The organism is Clostridium sp. BL-8 (assembly GCF_002006495.1).
In the GTDB taxonomy this organism is placed as follows: domain Bacteria; phylum Bacillota; class Clostridia; order Clostridiales; family Clostridiaceae; genus Clostridium.
The window spans coordinates 1-19,548 of record NZ_LZZL01000035.1; the positions used below are offsets into that span (position 1 = coordinate 1).

The window sequence follows — 19,548 nt, forward strand, 5'->3', positions numbered from 1 at the left end:
AAACTGAAAGTTGGAGCATGCTAAAGTGGATGCAACCTGCAGCTTAGAACCTTCAACGACATTTTTATAGTTTTTCGGAATAAAAATATTTATGATTTCGGTAAGTTATCACATAAGTCTAAGTTGAAATTTGGTACTGTAGATTATTTCTTTAATTCATAAAGCCTTGGAAATAATATATTATTTTCTAAATATATCTGCTTCCATTTCTTGCAGCTTAGAGTAGGTTAATCTATAAGTAGTGCATCCATCAGCTGGAACCTCATAATCATTAGTTATCTCTCTTAGTTCTTTAAGTATATTTCCAGCTCCAGTGTGTTCATCTTGCAGCTTATTAATTATATTTATTGCCTTATCTAAATCAGCGTCACTGTTACTTGTTAAATATTTCCTGATTGCAGGGTATTGGATTGTCTCTTCTTCAATTAAATGAGCATCTAATTCCATTTTAATTGTATGAAATAACTTATGAACCTTTGAAAGTTCAGGATGGTGTTCTCCATGTACTCTTAATATTTTAGTTGTTAACTCACTTATTTTAGGAAGATTCTCATAAAGATAAGCATGATGTACATTTATAATTTGATCAACTAATTCATCAAGCGGTGCCTGCATCCAGTCCCTATCTTTTGAGTAAGGATTACTTTTTATTTTCTCATATTCATTGTTTACTCTTTCTAATAATTCTGCTTCATTAACCCTTTGCTCTTTTATCGCTTTAATTAATGGTCTATCTCCACCACAGCAAAAATCGATTTTATATTCCTTAAATATATCTGCAGCATTTGGAAACTTGTTTACTATCTCTCCAATTTTTTGATTACTATTAAATGTATTCATTGTTTATACCTCCTCTATGTCATATACCATAAGACTCTATAACTATTAATTAGTTTTCTCTAATTTTTATTATTTATTTTTATCTAACTTCTAAATTTATTATAACTTTATTGGCTTTAACAAACTGTGATTCAAATCAAATACATATAAAAAATGCTCAAAAGATAAGTTTAACTATCTTTTGAGCATGTACTAAATATTAAGATAATGATTTCTTCTTAATCATTTCATTCTTGCATTATTCTTAATTATTTATTGATAAGTTTATTATAGTTGCTTTAGGTCTAGACATAGCTTCAATTGAGTATCTTACTCCTTGAGTCCCCATACCAGAAGCTTTTACTCCAAGGAATGGGAAATTATCTGGACCTCTTTCTGTTTTATTATTTACCTGAACTGTTCCTACTTCTAACTTATCAGCTACATAAAATGCATCATTTATGTTTTTTGTAAATACAGAACTTTGAAGTCCATAATCTGATTTATTTGCTATTTCTATAGCTTCATCTTTATCCTTTACTCTTATAATTGGAAGTACTGGACCAAATGGTTCCTCCCATGCAAGTCTCATGTCTGTTTTAACATTATCAAAAAGCGTTGGATAAATTAAATTGCCTTCTCTTTTCCCTCCTACAACTAAATCTGCACCTTTTTCTTTTGCATCTTCCATTAATCCATAAACAAAATCTGCAGCTTTAGAACTAATAAGTGGTACTATATCTACATCTCTTTCCAGAGGATTTCCTACAGTAAGCTTCTTCATCTTTTCTTTAATTTTTTCTAATAATTTATCTGCCACTTTATCTACTACTAAAATTCTCTTTACTGCTGTACATCTTTGACCTGAATAGGAATATGCACCTGCAACAATGTTACTTGCAGTTAATTCTAAATCAGCATCTTCTAAAACTATAGCAGCATCCTTGCCTCCTAATTCCATTAAAAGTGGTACCATACTAGTCATCTTAGAAATTCTAGTTCCTATTTCTGTGCTGCCTGTAAAGTTAATAAAGTTTATACCTTTATGAGTGGTAATATAATCCCCAATTTCACTTCCTTTACCTGTAACTGTGTTTAGTACTCCTGCTGGAACTCCTGCTTTTTCAAATACCCTTGCTAGATATAATCCGCACAAGCTCCCTTGAGTTGCAGGTTTTAATATAACTGAATTTCCTGCCATTAATCCTGGTGCTATTTTAGAAGCTGATAAATTTATTGGATAATTAAATGGAGATATTGCAAGTACAACTCCTAATGGCTCTCTTTTTATAATTGACATTTTATTATTCTTGAAACCTGGGAAACTATCTCCTGGAATGCTTTCACCAGATAAATTCTTTGCTGTATCTGCAGTGAACTTTATAAAATCTGCAGTTCTAGATACTTCTGACCTACAGCTTTTTCTATCCTTAGCAATTTCCATCATCATAAGTTCCGATAATTCATCTATATTTTCTAATAGAATATCTGATGCTTTGTATAATATTTCTGCTCTTTCATTTATTGTTACATTACTCCACTTCTTTTGAGCTTCTTTTGCAGTTTGTACTGCGATATCCACCTCCTCTTTTATCATTGCTGGAACCCTGCCTAACAATGAATTATCTAATGGCGATCTTATATCTACAAAGTTACCGCTTCTGCTGCTAACCCATTCTCCATTTATTAAATTCTTAAAAGTATTATTTTCATCCTTTATATTATTAAACATAATCTATTTCCTCCTTGGTTATTTATTGTTTTTTACTCTTTTGTTATATCTACTCCTGCTTCGAACATTTCAAAGTTTATATTTTCCTTTTTAACTCCCATTGCTATTAAATTATGATAAATAGTTTTCATAAATGGTACTGGCCCGCAAAAATAAAACTCTCCATCCTTTGGAAGGTTGTCCAACATCCATTCCTTCGATATTCTACCTCTTATATCAAAATCTTTTTCCAATTCCTCAGTTTCAATAGGTCGTGTATAAAATACAGTACTTTTGAAGTTACTATTATTATGTAATTTTGCTGTTTCCTCTTTAAAACTATGATGTGTTGAATTAGGTATGCTATAAATAAAATGTATTTCTCTATAACTATTTACTGCATCATAAGCCATTGTAAGCATTGGAGTTATTCCAATTCCTCCTCCTATTAAAACTAGTGGTTTTTCACTATCTTTTAATACAAACTTTCCAAGAGGTGCAGTTATTTGAAGATTATCTCCTTCCTTTATCTCATCACATAATTTCTTACTTAAGAAACCATTCTCTTCTCTCTTTACACTTATTCTATAAAATTCCTCATTTGAATTCATGGACAATGTGTATTGTCTGGGTTTAGTAAAAGTATTATCTTCATTTTTAATTCTGACAGCTATAAATTGTCCTGCTGCGAACTGTGGCAATTTACTTCCATCTAATGCTTCTAAATAGAAGGATGTAACCACCTCATCTTCTTTAACTGTTTTAAATACTTTGAAATCTTTAAACCCTTTCCACTTATCATTTGAAGTCTCCTTATCGTCTATCATTAAAATCTCCTCGCTTTTCTTTAGTTTTTCATTTTCAAATGTAGCTCTCTTGAATTTGTTTTATTTAATTCATGAGCTCATTATATCCTTAGCAAAATAAATACAATATGATTTCAATCAAATTTTAAAAATTATATAAAATAGCATCTTAAATAATAAAAGCTACTAAATTCAGTTCTCGATTCACGCTACCTGCTAAATTTATAATTATAAAAAATAGCTAGCGCAAAAAAACTACCTCAAAATAAATCGAGATAGTTTTTTTACTTAGATTTTTATTATCTACATTTATATAAAACGACCTATTTCTTTGTGATGGAAACTCTCCATACTTCAGGTCATTCTTCTAGATACTCCCATTCAAATTGTTCTGGAAGCTCCATTATAAATTGATAATGCAATGGACGTGGATCATGATCATTTATAAGTTCCATTTTTTGTTCCGAGCTTAAGTTTTCAAAAATCTTAAAAATAATTGGATGTTTATCTTTAGGTTCATATATTCTCGCATCTACAGTTGCTGCAAAATTTGACATAATTGCTTCCTCCTAATTTTTCTTATGTATTTTAAAATTTATTTTCTAGTTAATTATAACTTTATTAAATTTAATAAGATGTGATTGAAATCAAATACCACAATTCTAGATGTGATTTTAGATGACATTTCTATTAAATTTTTTATACAAGATCCAATAGCTTCCCATCTATTTAAAATGATAAAAAGTATAATATACCTCTAATGTATTTTCCTTATTTAACTATGACATGAGATAGTTCCCACAAATATAATGAAGCAACAGATCCATACGGTGAATATATTTTTCTGTACTTATTAAACTTTTCCTTTGGAAGGTCTATAAGTCCGTATAATCTCATCATTCCTCTTCTGATGGCTAAATCTCCATAGCTTACCACATCAGGACGACAGAGCGAAAAAATCAGCAGCATTTCAGCAGTCCAAATACCAATCCCATTAAGTGCAGAAAGCTTTTTTATTATCTCTTCATCAGTTAAAGTATGTAGTGTACGAAAATTTATTTCACCAATCATGGCAGCATTTGCAATTCCCTTTATATATTCAGCTTTTCTTACAGTCATACCACAACCTTGAATTTCAGACAGGGTCATTTGTGCAATACTCTCTGGCGTAATGTTTCCAAGTAGACTACACAGTCTGTTCCATACAGTTTCTGCTGCCTTCTTTGAAATCTGCTGACTAACAATGCTTGAAACAAGTGCAGTAAATGGTTCTGGATTAATCTCACGTTTTATCATACCAATCTTTTCAATAGCTGCCCCAAGTTTTTTATCCTTACTTATTAAATATTCTATCTCTTTTTGTCCATATTCAAAAAACTCCATATCTTTTTATTCTCCATTTCAAGTAGTTTCTTTTTTAACTCAATTCCTCCACGATAGCCTGTAAGTGATTTATTTATTCCTATGACACGATGACATGGGATAAATATTAGAATTGGATTCCGATTGTTTGCAAGTCCTACAGCACGTGCAGCATTAGGTCTGCCTATTTTCACTGCTATATCCTTGTAGCTTACTGTTTTACCATATTGTATCTCAGAAAGACTTATCCAAACTTGCTTCATAAATGCTGTTCCATCAGGTTCAAAGGGTATAGAAAATTCTTTTAGATTACCGGAAAGGTACATTTCAAGTTGCTTAGCTGCTGCTTTTAGTATGGGAGATTCATACACTTGAATATTTTGAGGTAGTTTGTCATTTTTTAAATACAAATTAGTAACTTTTCCACTCCTTTCACTTATACCAATTTTACCAATACTTGTTTCATAAAAATATATGTACACTACAAACCTCCTCCACCTCTTCTATATTCATTTGGTGTATAACCTGTCTGCTCTTTAAAAAATTTATAAAAGTTAGATAGACTTTTAAATCCAGTTGCATAGGCAATTTCAAGAATACTTGTATCTGACCGTCCAAGCAATTCAGCTGCTTTAGCTACTCTTAATTTAACAATATAACGTATTGGAGAAATTTCATAAAATTCTTTAAATAATCTCGTTAAATGACTTGTACTAATACCTACTTCATATGAACTAGCTTTAAGGTCAATGTTGCCATTATAGTTTTTATTTAATTTTTCCTTTACACTTTCAACTAATTCCTTATTCGGTTCATAATTATACTCAATTATATCCGGTCTGCATAACTTACAGGGCCTGAATCCTTCTTCTAAAGCATCACTAATATTATTAAAAAATAATGTATTTTCTCTTAATGGAGCTTTAGCTCTGCAAGATGGTTTACATACAATACCAGTTGTCTTTACTGCATAGTAAAATAAACCATCATATTGCTTATCACAATCTATTGTCGCTTTCCACTTTTCCTCATCAAGTATCATACGATTATTTTTCATATTAGCACCTCCAGAATAATAACTGTATAACAATTTATAATTCCAATTTTATTCATAATATAAACAACTCCTCATACAAAAATTTATTTTATATGAGGAGTATAGCATTTTTAATAACAGAAAATCTTCCTGTATTTTGCTATGTAATATTTTGTTGTTTAATTTATATAATCGATAATACTTTTAATTCTTTGGCTGTAAACTCTATATTTCCTTCATTTTTTATAATTGCTAAATGCATTATATTTCAGGTGTGAAACCACAATATCCTATTTCATCGCATCTTCTCTTCATATCATTCCATATTTCATTATCTTTTATGGCTTCTATTGCTGTTGGATATAAAATATAATTTTCTTTAAATATGTGATCTCTTAAATTAAATACTATATATTTTGCTGTATCATCAACTTTTTCTTTTACTTCTTTAAAATTTAATTCAGAAGCCTTTTCTGCTATTTGTTTTAAAAATTTCTTCTTCGCTCTCAAATCATCATGTTCCATTCTCATTATTCTAGTTGGCCCTGTAATTTTCCTATCTTCCATCTCACTAAACAATACCTGTTCTTCTCTTAGATGATGCTTTTCTGCATCTAATATATTATCAATGACAATTTTCAATTCTTCAAATTCTTTTATGCTGCTTTCATAGCTTTCAGACTTTTGAATTTTAAAATTAATTTCCTCAAGTTCTGTTAAAAATCCAAGAATCTTTTCATGTTCCGCAATAAATGTATCCACAACATGCCCTGGTCCAATTTTTGTTTTAATTTTATCAAGTTCACCCTTTAGTACCTCCATGTGAATATCACAAAGATGCCTTAAATCTTGAGGGTTCATTCCTTTTTCTATTAAATTTTGCTCTGCAATTGATAGTTCAATTGGATTTATATCAGAAACTATATCTAAAGCTTCTTTTCTTAAATCTTCTGTTACTCCACCCTGATTTAACTTTTCTAAAACATCAGTTAACTCTTTAATTTTTGTAGTGTTCATTTTCCATTCCTCCTATTTGAATTTATATTAATGGTAATTTAAACAAAATTATTTCCTTGTATACACAATCTTTTAAATCATTAGTATTTTCTGTTAAGCTATAAATTTAATTCATTTATATTTCTATTATCTTATCAGTAAAATTTCTAAGGTAATGTTTACTCTCTGTAAGATTATTTTAAGTTATTTCATTTAAATATAATGTGATTTCAGTCAAATTCTAAAATTTGTTATTCTTTTATTCTTGTTTTTTACCAATAGCTGCAAGGTATATTATAAATTCTTCATCACCATCTAAGCCTAAAAGTCTATCTATCATATTCTGATCATATATACCTATGGCACATGTTCCTGCTCCAATAGATTCACTTGCTAAATAAAGATTCTGGCATACATGACCGACATCTATTAATATCTTTTTATGAGCTGTAATATCATACTTCCATTCTGAACGATATGGTGTTGTGCTCCATGCAAATAATACTGCAGCTTTCTTTGCAAAATTAGGTACAAATGGCTGCTCCAAAGTAATTGCATCTATTTTATTATCTATTTCATCTAATTTAAGCATGAATAATAATTTATGCTCTACTGGAAGGTATCTATATACACCTTCTTCAATACCCTCAATATTACTGATAAATAAATATGTTTCAAATGAGTGAGTTGCACCACTGCAAGGAACTGTCCTTAGAGTAAGACCTGCCTTATTGATTTCAGTAATTCCCTGAGTAGCCCATAAAAGATAAGATAATTCCTCCAAGCTCATCGATTTATCAGCATAAAATCTTGTACTTCTTCTTTTCTTTATACACTCATAAATGCTCGAGTGTTCCACAACTTTTTCATTGATAGTTGGAAGATCAATAATATTAGAGGATGAATTGTAAACCTTAATAGCAGGCGGCTGAGGTATTCCCTTCATTTTATCAGTTTTTATATTTTTAAACTCTCTAAAATTAGATTTTAAAAAGCCTCTTTGTACTTCATATCTTGTCATAAATATTCCTCCTTCATCACTTATAATTTATGATATTCCTAGCCAATAAAAAAGTATGTATCATAAGTTACCAAGTAATTTCATTAAATAATGAGTAAACTAAAACAGCCATGTATATTTATATTCATGACTGTTTTAAACATTTAGTAAATTAAAATATTCATAATTAAATTAATGTAAGTAATTTAAACCTTATTAAGATTTTGCTATTAACCTTCCAAAACTTACGCATTTATCTTCATCTTCACCTTCTGGAGATTCTTGAACTGCTAAGCTTTCACCTATTAATGAAGCTCCATATGACTCCATTCTCTTTTCCCATTCTTTCATCCATTCACCATTGCCCCATCCCCATGAGCCGAAAAGTGCGACCTTTTTACCTTGTATATTTCCTTCTAATGATTTAACAAAAGGTTCCATCTCAGCATCATCCAATTCTTCTGCTCCATAAGCCGAGCATCGTAAAATAAGTATTTCTTCATTTTTCGCATCTTCAAGTGATACACTTGATACCTCTGCTAATTCAGCTTTTTTACCTTCAGATTCAATGCCTTCTAAAATTAAATTTGCCATCTTTTCTGTATTTCCTGTTTGACTAAAATAAATAATTTTCATATTAATTCCTCCTAAATTTCACTGTTCATTCATAAGATTTATTTTTATTTATAGATATCCAACTTTAAACTTAGACTTATGTGGTAGCTTACCAAAATCACATGAAAGTTTAACTTTAATAGATAATTATTCCATGTATAAATCAAGTTTATAATTTGCTTATCTATATCCTTTGGCCTAATTATAGCTTTATTGTTTTTAATAAAATGTGATTAGAATCAAATAACAGTAAAATTACGTTTAGAAATTAAATTTTTTCTTAGGAGCATTAATATTACAAACAACAAAAAAGAACCTTATAATGTTCTTTTAATATGGATTTGAAATAATTTTTTGGCTTTTAAAATTCCTCAAGTACTTTCTTTGCAAAATTCTTTCCAAAAGTTCTACACTCTTCAAGTTCTTCATCGCTAGGCATATACTTAAATTTCAAACCATTCTCTATAACTTTAATTTTGGCCTTTGTCAAATACTCTGAAAGTATATCTGGTGATTCTCCACTCCATCCGTAACTACCAAAGGAAGCTCCAATTTTATTAATAAATTTTAATCCCATCAAATCTTCAATAAGTGGTAAAATAGAGGTTAATAGTCCATTATTAACGGTTGATGATCCGAGGATTATTCCTTTTGCCTTAAAAATTTCTGCTATTATATCATTTCTATCTGCTGTTGCAACATTAAATATTTTGTAATCTATTCCGCCTTCACCTAGACCTTTACCTATAAACTCAGCTATTTTATGAGTAGCTCCCCACATGGAATTGTATGCAATTACTGCACTTTTTTCTGAATTTCCAGCTGCCCATTCATAATATTTTTCTACTATCCTTATAGGATCTTTCCTCCAAATAATACCATGACTTGGTGCTATTATATCTATTGGAACTCCAAGTTTCTTAAGTTCATCTATCTTTCTTGTTACAAATTTACTAAAAGGAGTAAGAATATTGGCATAGTATTTAAGAGATTCCTGATAAACTTCTGCTTCATCTACCTCATCATTGAAAATGCTTGAGGATGCATAATGCTGTCCAAATGCATCGTTAGGAAATAATATATTTTCTCCACTGAGATATGTAAACATACTATCAGGCCAATGGAGCATACTAGCTTCAATAAATGTAAGATCATTTTTACCTATGCTTATTTTATCTCCTGTAGAAACCACCTTAAAATTCCATTCCTTTTGATAATATCTTTTTGCAGTTTCTAATCCCTTTTTTGATACTATTACAGGTACATCAGGAATATACTCCATTATTGCCGGTAATGCTCCTGAATGATCTGGCTCGCCATGATTCATAACGACATAATCAATTTTTGAAATATCAGTAACTTCACTTAAATTCTCTAAAAATCTGTCGGTTAGCGGTTCCCATACGGTATCTATAAGAACAGTTTTTTCATCTTTAATGAGATACGAGTTATAGGTGCTTCCTCTATGAGTGGATAATTCATATCCATGAGAATATCTAATTTTCCAGTCAGTAGCTCCAACCCAATATACACCATTTTTTAGTTCTTTCATGTTTATTCCTCCATTTTTTATATTTTACTTAAGAAACTCTATAGAAAGAATTAACCTAAAGCTTAATATATACATTTTGAAATAAAAATATACCTATATTAGCTGAGCATGATTCTCATACAATAAGTTTTTACTTGTTTTTGTTTATAAGCATTTCAATAATTTTATCTATTGAATAATTAGATGAATTAGCCTCCAACTTTTTTCAATAATACTTTTGAGAGCCATAAACTTTTTAGCATTACCTAATACAATAGTAACAATAACACGATTATTACGAATAAATATCCTATAATATCTATTTTCATCATCTATTTTTTCAACTATTGAATTTGTATCTTGATTTTCTTCAATATCTCCAAGTGAAAATGCAGATATACCAAAAGCATCAAATGAAGTACCAGGTGCAGGTGGTTCAAAAATTAAATTCTGATTACATATATTTGCTCCTGCAATTTTCCCTTGCTGCATTGCTATACTCCATAAACCGTAAACTTTCCCATTAAATTCAGATATATCTCCTGCTGCAAATATATCCTTTATATTTGTTTCCATTCTATTATTTATTACTATTCCCTTATTTACCTTCACTTCAGTATTATGTGCGATTTGAATATTTGGCACAATCCCCGTAGAGAACATAACCATATCACAGGTGCCTTGAACTCCAGATTTTGTAATAAAGCCTTGAACTTTACCTTCACCTAATATTTCTTTTACTTCAGTATTAAGCATAACTTCCCCCCCTTGAGTTTCAATCGATTGCTTTAATCTATATGATACATATTTATCGAGTTGGCGAGGCATCAAGCAGGAAGAAAATTCTGCTGTAAAATGCGATGAATAATTAAACAATATAAATATCACCTTAAACACAATAATAATTTAGATGGTAATATCTTGAATTTATAAATTGCATTTTAATAAGATATATTTTTATACAAGCTTTTCACTATAAGCTGATAATTAAGTGATTTATATCACGGCACTATAATCTTTTATATTATAAAGTTAAATAGTTAAATAAATTAATTTACTTAAAATACAAACTTTTTAGGAGGAATCTGAAAATGAAAAATTAATATCCCTGACCGTTCACTTAGAAAAGAAGTTAGCTTTTGTGGTACTAAGTCTGGCCATGAAATTCAAAAGTTTGATGCTATTAACTTAACACCGGTCAAGTCTTTAATTATAAATACGCCTATAATCGAAGAATGTCCAATTGCTATAGAATGTACTTTAACTGATATTATTGAAAATGATGCTTATAAAGGTATCACTAATATTTTAGGAACTATTAAAGGCAGACTTATTTTAAATGAATATTTAAATTCTGATGATAGATTAAACTTTTCAAAATTTGATAATCTCTTATATTTTGGAGATGGAGTAAGCAAAGTCTACGGATATATTAAAAATGAACTATAAGATAAGGGGGGCATTAAATGTCTTATGAAGTATTTTGGTCTAAAGATGAAAAACTAAATGAAGTCGAACATATAAAGCTTGAAAAAGATGGTTTGGATGTAATTAAAACCATTGTAGAAAAATATTCAAAGGAAGGTTATAGTTCCATAACTCCTGAAGATATGAACAGATTTAAATGGGCTGGAGTTTACGAACAAAAGCCAAGAGAAGGATATTTTATGATGAGAGTACGTATAAATTCTGGAATTATGAGTTCTGAGCATTCAAAGGTTTTAGCAGAAATTGCCAAGGACTATGGGCGTGGAATTGCAAATGTAACCACAAGAGGTGCTGTTCAATTTCACTGGGTTCAAGTTAAAGATTTACCTGTAATCTTTAAAAAACTAGAGGAATATGGTTTAAGTTCTTTTGAGGCTTGTGGAGACTGTCCTAGAACAATAGTTGGTAATCCACTTGCTGGAGTTGATAAAGATGAACTTATAGATACAACTGAAATTATTGAAGAAGTTAATAACTTCTTTTTATTAAACAAAGATTTTTCTAATTTACCAAGAAAATTTAAAATATCAATATCTGCCAGCATACATAATGCGGCTCATGCACAAATTAATGACCTTGCTTTCACTCCTGCAATTAAAAATATTGATGGCAATGAAGTAGTTGGTTTTCACGTATGGGTTGGCGGAGGACTTTCAGCTACTCCTCATTTAGCACAAAAGCTTGATATCTTTGTAAAACCTGAAGATGTACTTAAAGTTACAATAGGTGTGTGTACTATTTTCAGAGACTATGGATATAGAGAAAAACGTACTCGTGCACGCTTAAAATTCTTAGTAGCAGACTGGGGCATAGAAAAATTTCTAGCTAAATTAATAGAAATCATTGGGGTTATGCAAAATAGTGGTGAAGATAAATTATCTTCCTGGAATGCTGCATATTATTTTGGAGCACATCCACAAAAACAAAAAGATAAAAGTTATATTGGAGTTAATCTACCATTAGGTGAAATCACTAGTGATGAACTCTTTCAACTTGCACATATATCCGAAAAATACGGAGATAGTAAAATAAGAACTACATTATCGCAAAATTTAATTATTACAGGTGTAAATAATGAAGATGTGCCTTCCTTATTAGAAAAAGATGTCTTCAAGCATTTATCTCCAGATCCAAAAGCTTTTATTGGATATACAGTTTCTTGTACTGGCAAAGAATTTTGTAATTTAGCCATAGTTGAAACAAAAGAAAGAGCAAAAAAAGTTGTTGAATACCTTGACTCTAAAATTAAACTTGATACCCCAATCCGTATTCATTTTACCGGATGTCCAAACTCTTGCGGACAGAAGCATATAGCTGATATAAGTCTTCAAGGTGCAATTATAAAAACTGAAGAAGGCTCTGAAGAAGCATTTACCATATGGCTTGGTGGAACACTAAATGATGATGGTAATTTTGCTGAAAACCTAAATCTACGAATTAAATCATCTGACGCACATTTAGTTATTGAAAGTATAATACTACTCTTTAAAGAAAATAAATTAGAAAATGAACCTTTTAATGAATTTGTTAGCAGAATAGGTATCACTAAAATAAAGAAAAATCTTAATTATAATTAAATCTTAAGTTATATAACTAAGCTGAGCTTTTCTAAATTCTAGAAACTCAGCTTACTAGCTTATGAATTGTTTGTTTTTCCTGTATATGTATTATAAGGATATGGAATTATAATTTCATCGCCAATAATCTTATAACTTGTATTTTCTATTGGATTTAAGTTATTAGCTAAATTCATGCCAACAGTATAAAGCAGATTAGCGGCAACATCTTGATCTTGAATAACAGTCCCAGTCATAAAACCTTTATCAATTAAATCTTTCGCTTCAGGTAATCCATCTATGCCAACAACTACTATATTTTTAAATTTATCACCACTATTATATCCGTATTTTCGTAGTGCATCTATAGCCCCTAATGCCATTGCATCATTGTTGGCGATTATTGCCTCAATACTTCCATCAAGTTTAAGAAACAGGTTATCAATAGAATTTTTAGCTAACTCTCTTGACCAATTACCGTTTACAAGTGCAAGCTGTTCTCTTCTTATTCCTGCATTATTAATAGTTGAAATTGAATATTTAGTTCTATCAATTACTTGAGAATCATCAGATGGCCCTTCTAGCATGATATATTGTAGTATATTATCACCATTTTTATCTATTATCTTCTTCTTATTATTCCATAAATCAACAATAATTTTCCCTTGGGCAATCCCTGCCTGCTTAGAATCTGGTGTTACAAAAACAGCTTTACTATAAAGTTTAGAAACTTGTGCTACCACTTCTGAAGGAATATTCATTAATATTAACGGAATATTTTTTTCTTGGGCTTTGAGAATCACATCTTCTACAATGTTTTTTTCTTTTTTTGCTAAATATAATATAAGTAAATCATAATTACCTTGGACAGCAGAATCTATCATTTCATTTTGTATAGCTATATTATTTTGTGGATTAAAAAAGGTAAATTTAATGTTATTTTTATTATCTTTTTCAATATTTTCTAAGCTTTCTGCAATCCTCATAGTGTATGGATCATCAGTTCTAAAAAATATAACAGCAGTATTAACTGTCTTCCCATTGCGATCTCTTAAATTTGAATCAGTAAATGTTTTAACTTTGGTAGAGTTTATTAATGTAAAGATAGCTAAAACAACTAAAATCAATGTAATTGTTTTTCTTAATATTTTCATTATAACACCCACAATTCATACAATTATTTTAATTATATCTGTAATGTTATATTGCATATAAATATATAATTTATTCTTAGTTTTTTTCAAATTTAGAATTTTAAAAAAAGCTTGTTCAAAATGCTCACCACAAATCACTTGAACAAGCTTAAATAGAAATCTATAAATATCAAAATTAAATTATACTAACTTACTCTATTTCAAGCTCTGCTGCTTTATTATTATCAGAAAATCTTGCTCCTATTATTCCTCCATCTGCTGAAAAAGTCCCAAACTGGCTTGATGGAGATATTATAGCCACACCCTTTGTGTTTAAAGTTCCATCACTATTTCTCCATAACTGGTCAAAGTTTGTCCCTACAGATGGTATAGTTGCATTTGTAAAATCAGAAGCTGATGTTCCTGTTGAGATAACTTCTCCTCTTTTAGAAGAATCACTTGTATCTATAGCTTGATTATTAGTTACTTTATACCATTTACTGCTATTTGTATATACAATATGATCAGCAGTTAAATTTTGAAGCTTATCAGAAGTCTTGTTTGTTGTATACGAAATAGAATTAGATAAATTAGCACCATCACAGCGATATAAGCTAAAATTATTCTTACTGCCGCCTTGGTTATTATCAAAAGCAGTACAATTAGTTAATTGAAGTGCAGCAGGATTATCATTATCTGTAAACCCATGGTGTAAGTTCTGTATTGCTAAACAATTTGTAGCTATATGAGCTGTTGGAACTCCAGAACCTCCTAATTTAAATCCGTTACCGTCGCAGCTTGACTTAGTAGTTCCATCTTCTGTTTTACCATTTCTCATAGAAATACAATTTCTGATTGTAACCACACCTATAGAACCTGTATCTGTTTTTGCATATAAATCCCAGCCATCATCACTATTATTATAAGAAATGCATCCATCGAACACGTTTCCATTTCCGCAAGTTAATTTAGCTGCAAAACCATCTGCATTTTCATATGTTGCTGGATCACAGTTATCTTTTGAAGTACAATTTATTATATAGTTATCACTTGGAAAATCGTTAAAATTAGTTATAGACGAACTGCTTCTGCTGATTTGTAACCCTGAATCCTTATTGCTATCGAATATACATCTCTCTAAAACATTATGCTTACCTGATAACATCATTCCATTATCTGCCGCACCCTTTATTGTTATGCCTTCAATATACCAGTAATTTCCATTAAGTTGTATACCTCTATCATTTTTAGAAGTGTCACTAGAATTATATGCTTCTCCTAAAAAATCTAATATTACACTTGCACCTTTGCAAGCCTTTAATATATTGTAATCACCTGCAGTTCCACTAGCTGAAATAGTAAATTGACTATTAAACTTATAGGTTCCTGATTGTAGTAAAATCGCCTTCGCTTGTCCATTGGCTATTTTTTGTAAGGCTGTTGCCAAATCTAAAGGACTGCTGGAAGTACCACTATTGCTAGAAGAACCGTTTGAAGCTACATAAACTGCATTTGTGAAAGAACTATCTGCTGCACTAGCTAAGTTAGTATACATTCCTGTTGAGCTTAAACTTGCTGCATTAATGTTACCCTTATCATCTGACAATTGAATTTGCGCACTAGTTGTTGAAGTTGTAATACTTGAAATATCACTTATTGAAGTTGCGCTAGCTTGTACACCTGTTAAAGATAAGCTGGAAATTGATAATAGTGCACCTACGGCAAATGCCATCATTTTAATTTTTTTACTCATAATAATCTCTCCTTTTATAACAATCTTATTGTAAACCTTTAATATATAACTTAAAAATATGCTCAACTATTACCTTCTTTTGAATATCTTAAGAATATTCTTAATTATATTTTTTTAATACATAAGATAAGAATAAGTTTATCTTTTAAATTTCTTAACACACGTTAACAATTATTGATTAAATGAACAATTAGTTACAGTTGCACCTGTAATATAATCTTTATCTTTTCCATTTTTCGAAATACAGCCTGTGAATACGTGTTTTCCTGATTTTGGAGCTGTTTTAAAATAGAAATTTGAATAATTCCCATCTCCTGTGCAGTTTATTAATGTAAGTGCACCAGTATTATTATTTTGATCAAATCCACGAAGCTTATTAGCTGTAGACGTACAATTTTCAAGGTAATGATTATCTGCCGAGTAATTTCCACCAACTTTAAATCCATTACCATTTCCTTCATCTACACCATTATGAGATGCTTCACAGTTATAAAATTTTACTATATTACCTGCATCGTAGAGATCAAATCCATCATCTGAATTATAATCTGCATTACATTTTTCAAAAACATTTCCTGTACCGATACTTAATTTAGCTGCAAATCCATCTGCATTTTCACCACTTGTTTTAGGATCATAATTATAGGTTGAATTTACATCATAAACATAAGTGTTCGATCCTCCATTACTAATTTGAAGTCCGGTATCCCTACATTTTGTGATATCACACGACTTTACGGTATTATGGTCTCCAGTAATATATATACCATTATCTCCCGCACCTACAATCTTAAGATTTTGTATTGTATAATAACTTCCTGAAATCTGAAATCCCCTATTTGAATCTGAGTAGCTTTGTCCACTAAAATCTATTACTGGTTCTCCACTTTGTGCTACAATCTTAATAGGTGAACCAGAAGAATTAGATTTTGATAGCTTAATAGTAGATGTAACATTATAGGTACCACTAGCCACATAAATTGTTGAACCTGATGATGCACTTGATATTGCTTTTGCTAGTGTTTTAAATGGAGAGGATGATGATATACCCGAATTAGAATCACTTCCACTTGTAGATACATAATAATTTGTTGCTGCAAATGCTGGTGTTATGCTTCCAAATGCACCACCTCCAATTATTGTTATCGTTAACATTAAAGTAGCTAAAATTTTCTTTACTTTCATTTCTATCTCTCCTTACTTAACAATATTTTTAATAATATAATTTCTAATATGGTAATCGGCGCCTTTATTTATCATTTATCAGAAATCATATTATCATGATTATTATATCATGTTACCTTTTGAAAATTATGTTGTTTCAAGCTCTAAAATGGCACTTTCACGCAATATATATTTTTAATAAAAAACAAGAGCGAATCAAATTTACCATGATATTATCTAGCAAAAACTTCTCGTATAATTAACATTCAACTAAAAAGACCTCTTAAAAATCAGAGGTCTCTTATATATTTTTTACTATTGCTTTATGGATATTTTCTTACTTCATTTTTAATATTCTATAAAAATAGTATTAAATTTATCCTTTTATTCAATACTAGATTTATAGTAATTTTTTTTAACCTTCAAATAGAATGAAGCAACTGTCACATTCATATATGGCATTACCCATAATAATCCGATTCCCAATGGAATTGTCCCCAATATCATCCATCCTAGAAAACTTAAAGAAAGCACAAAATATTGGAACTTATATCCTTTCATCATAGCTGCACTCTCTTTCAAGCATTGAATAATAGATTTACTGTTATCATCAGCTAAAACGTAATAAGCTTGCGAAAACATGAAGCTAAATACAATACCTGGAACTATCAATAAAATCATTCCTATAAATATAATTATACTGAGCAATAAACTTAATCCTATTACTTTATGTATAACTTTAAATCCCGAAAATATATCTAAAAATGCTGGCTGTTTATCATCATATGCATAATTTAATGATAATGTAAACATTCCAACACTTAATGCCGAACTAATCACCATTGACACTAAAGTCAAAATTATAAATATTATTGTATTTTCTTTAGTAAAACTTGAAATAACGTTAAATAGAATTTGTATTAAAAAGATAACTATAATACTGCCAACAGCTAATCCCCATTTTCCTCTTAGCATCTCTTTAGCATGTCTTTTTAATTCTCCCCTGTTAATCATAAAATCTCCCCTTAATTTTATAAATTTCCATTTAAGCAATAGCATTCCTATGATATCATATTTATGATATTATTTCAATTTATGTAACATAAAATAATTCTTTCTAAATTAATCCTAAAAAGTTATATAACAACCAATAAAAGTTATTATTAAATATGTTTTTATAATCAATTATTTTTAATCAAAAAATTAAAGGTGAATTAAATATCTCTACTTAATTCACCTTTAAAAATAATTATGCACGTAAAAACCTTTCATAATTCTCTATTTTATCCTCTCTATTGTTTTTCTTTATCCAATTATTATATTCTTGAATAAATTCCTCTATTGTTTTTAGTTCCAATCTGCTATCTTTTTTTCCTTTCAATTCTACATACATATTAATTTTCATTATATTTCCCATTTCCTTCTCACCTCTTTTACATATAATATGATATTATTAATTTCTTGTGATTTTTATACTAAAATAATTAAGTTTTTATTATTTTTTAAACGTTATCATTGAATTGTTAAAAGAATGTATTCTTGGTAATATTATTGACAAGAATTATTCCTTCTAGTACAAATATTATCATTAGATTTTGTCAGTTATTTGTCAATTGTAAATATTTTTAATTATAATGAAAATTAAATTATTTTAATGTCTATAATGTTTTTTTACTTAAATATCAAAAGCAATTTTTGATTCAAATACATATAAAAAAGAAGTATATTATATTACAGATAATGCCACAAGTTAGAGCTGCAGGCTATTTTCCCTCCATATAATCTACTTCTATATTATAAAACTCATCTTTAAGACTTAAATACTACTTTACTTATACTTGAATGAATTACATCATATGTCCCAAATCCTTAGAATATCAGATTATTGCTTTAACTACAAAAACTTTAATATTTCATCATGAAGACGAAGTAATGTATTAATATCCTCTGGTGATATTTTTTCCAGTGCTGAAATCATAGCAATATATGAAACGGGATTTTGAATTGATTTTTTTGAAGTTTCCTTACCTTTAGCCGTTACAATCAAATTAATTTCTCGTCTATCTTTTTCTGATACTTTACGTTGAACTAATCCTAAATTAACTAATTCATCAACGCTCACGCTAGCTGTACTTTTGGGAATTACTAATTTCTCCGTTATTTCTTTAAGCGTTATTAATGGAAATGAATATATTATATTTAAAACTCCTAATTGTTGCAATGTTAAACCTAAACTTTCTGCATTTTTCTGGGTAAATTTTGCTAAGGTTTTACTAATCCTCATAAACGATTGAACTACCTCACCAGCCTGTTTTACTTTAAAATCATTATAATCCATAAAAAATCTCCTTATACAATATAGTTCACTACAAAACTGTTTAATAATGAACTATATTATACTATTTAACCTATGCTGTCAATACAATTTTATTAATTGACAATATTTCACTATGATTTTTTAATATCTTATCATTTGATTATTATCAATATCTCCTAGATTATATAAACTAATTACCAACTAAAGTAAATTTAATATAATACGAGAATACAATATAAGGATAATGAGTTAGGGGATGGA

The 19,548-nt window shown here is 29.4% G+C and carries 18 protein-coding genes and 1 pseudogene; 1 reads left to right on the plus strand and 18 read right to left on the minus strand.

The annotated features are described in order from the left end of the window. Window positions 1-143 precede the first annotated feature (143 nt). The 12 genes and pseudogenes from ric to CLOBL_RS13195 form a co-directional block, all read right to left on the minus strand. Window positions 144-840: pseudogene (gene ric, locus CLOBL_RS13140) on the minus strand (iron-sulfur cluster repair di-iron protein). A gap of 244 nt (window positions 841-1,084) precedes the next feature. Next, a complete protein-coding gene (locus CLOBL_RS13145) occupies window positions 1,085-2,551 on the minus strand; it encodes an NADP-dependent glyceraldehyde-3-phosphate dehydrogenase (RefSeq protein WP_077859463.1) in 1,467 nt (488 codons plus the stop codon). A 32-nt stretch (window positions 2,552-2,583) separates the two neighbouring features. Continuing rightward, window positions 2,584-3,357 carry an FAD-binding oxidoreductase gene (locus tag CLOBL_RS13150; RefSeq protein ID WP_077859464.1) on the minus strand — a complete coding sequence of 258 codons (774 nt, stop codon included), beginning with the start codon at window positions 3,355-3,357 and terminating at the stop codon, window positions 2,584-2,586. 338 nt (window positions 3,358-3,695) lie between these two features. Further along, complete coding sequence (locus CLOBL_RS13155; protein WP_077859465.1) at window positions 3,696-3,893, minus strand: DUF2249 domain-containing protein; 198 nt, start codon at window positions 3,891-3,893, stop codon at window positions 3,696-3,698. A gap of 214 nt (window positions 3,894-4,107) precedes the next feature. Beyond that, entirely contained in the window at window positions 4,108-4,719 is a 612-nt protein-coding gene (locus tag CLOBL_RS13160; protein WP_077859466.1) for a DNA-3-methyladenine glycosylase, read from the minus strand. After that, window positions 4,686-5,180, minus strand: coding sequence for a methylated-DNA--[protein]-cysteine S-methyltransferase (locus CLOBL_RS13165; RefSeq protein WP_077859467.1), 495 nt, complete (start codon window positions 5,178-5,180; stop codon window positions 4,686-4,688). The genes CLOBL_RS13160 and CLOBL_RS13165 overlap by 34 nt, the downstream gene beginning before the upstream one ends. Next, window positions 5,180-5,755, minus strand: coding sequence for an Ada metal-binding domain-containing protein (locus CLOBL_RS13170; protein ID WP_077859468.1), 576 nt, complete (start codon window positions 5,753-5,755; stop codon window positions 5,180-5,182). Before CLOBL_RS13170 ends, CLOBL_RS13165 begins: the two co-directional genes overlap by 1 nt. Before the next feature lie 240 nt (window positions 5,756-5,995). Beyond that, a complete protein-coding gene (locus CLOBL_RS13175) occupies window positions 5,996-6,751 on the minus strand; it encodes a DUF438 domain-containing protein (RefSeq protein ID WP_077859469.1) in 756 nt (251 codons plus the stop codon). 238 nt (window positions 6,752-6,989) lie between these two features. Next, window positions 6,990-7,751 (minus strand): SagB/ThcOx family dehydrogenase, encoded by a 762-nt coding sequence (locus CLOBL_RS13180; RefSeq protein ID WP_077859470.1) that lies wholly within the window; start codon window positions 7,749-7,751, stop codon window positions 6,990-6,992. Window positions 7,752-7,946: 195 nt separating this feature from the next. Beyond that, window positions 7,947-8,366, minus strand: a complete 420-nt coding sequence (locus CLOBL_RS13185) for a flavodoxin (protein ID WP_077859471.1) — start codon at window positions 8,364-8,366, stop codon at window positions 7,947-7,949. Between the two features lie 340 nt (window positions 8,367-8,706). Continuing rightward, window positions 8,707-9,897 (minus strand): MBL fold metallo-hydrolase, encoded by a 1,191-nt coding sequence (locus CLOBL_RS13190; protein ID WP_077859472.1) that lies wholly within the window; start codon window positions 9,895-9,897, stop codon window positions 8,707-8,709. A gap of 168 nt (window positions 9,898-10,065) precedes the next feature. Next, window positions 10,066-10,704, minus strand: coding sequence for an FAD-dependent oxidoreductase (locus CLOBL_RS13195; RefSeq protein ID WP_242953837.1), 639 nt, complete (start codon window positions 10,702-10,704; stop codon window positions 10,066-10,068). A gap of 638 nt (window positions 10,705-11,342) precedes the next feature. Between CLOBL_RS13195 and CLOBL_RS13205 the strand changes: the two genes are divergently transcribed. Beyond that, a complete protein-coding gene (locus tag CLOBL_RS13205) occupies window positions 11,343-12,941 on the plus strand; it encodes a ferredoxin--nitrite reductase (protein WP_077859473.1) in 1,599 nt (532 codons plus the stop codon). Window positions 12,942-13,000: 59 nt separating this feature from the next. Here the strand turns inward: CLOBL_RS13205 and CLOBL_RS13210 are convergent, their stop codons facing one another. The 6 genes from CLOBL_RS13210 to CLOBL_RS13230 all read right to left on the minus strand — a co-directional run bounded on the left by CLOBL_RS13210 (window position 13,001) and on the right by CLOBL_RS13230 (window position 19,308). After that, window positions 13,001-14,074 carry a galactose ABC transporter substrate-binding protein gene (locus CLOBL_RS13210; protein WP_077859474.1) on the minus strand — a complete coding sequence of 358 codons (1,074 nt, stop codon included), beginning with the start codon at window positions 14,072-14,074 and terminating at the stop codon, window positions 13,001-13,003. A gap of 190 nt (window positions 14,075-14,264) precedes the next feature. Beyond that, entirely contained in the window at window positions 14,265-15,806 is a 1,542-nt protein-coding gene (locus CLOBL_RS13215; protein ID WP_077859475.1) for a right-handed parallel beta-helix repeat-containing protein, read from the minus strand. A gap of 171 nt (window positions 15,807-15,977) precedes the next feature. Continuing rightward, complete coding sequence (locus tag CLOBL_RS13220; protein WP_077859476.1) at window positions 15,978-16,991, minus strand: right-handed parallel beta-helix repeat-containing protein; 1,014 nt, start codon at window positions 16,989-16,991, stop codon at window positions 15,978-15,980. A gap of 363 nt (window positions 16,992-17,354) precedes the next feature. Continuing rightward, on the minus strand, window positions 17,355-17,984 hold the full coding sequence (locus CLOBL_RS13225; RefSeq protein WP_077859477.1) for a DUF975 family protein: 630 nt from the start codon (window positions 17,982-17,984) through the stop codon (window positions 17,355-17,357). 235 nt (window positions 17,985-18,219) lie between these two features. Next, window positions 18,220-18,387, minus strand: coding sequence for a hypothetical protein (locus CLOBL_RS28015; RefSeq protein WP_179117752.1), 168 nt, complete (start codon window positions 18,385-18,387; stop codon window positions 18,220-18,222). A 477-nt stretch (window positions 18,388-18,864) separates the two neighbouring features. Further along, on the minus strand, window positions 18,865-19,308 hold the full coding sequence (locus tag CLOBL_RS13230) for a MarR family transcriptional regulator (protein ID WP_077859478.1): 444 nt from the start codon (window positions 19,306-19,308) through the stop codon (window positions 18,865-18,867). Between the last annotated feature and the right edge of the window lie 240 nt (window positions 19,309-19,548).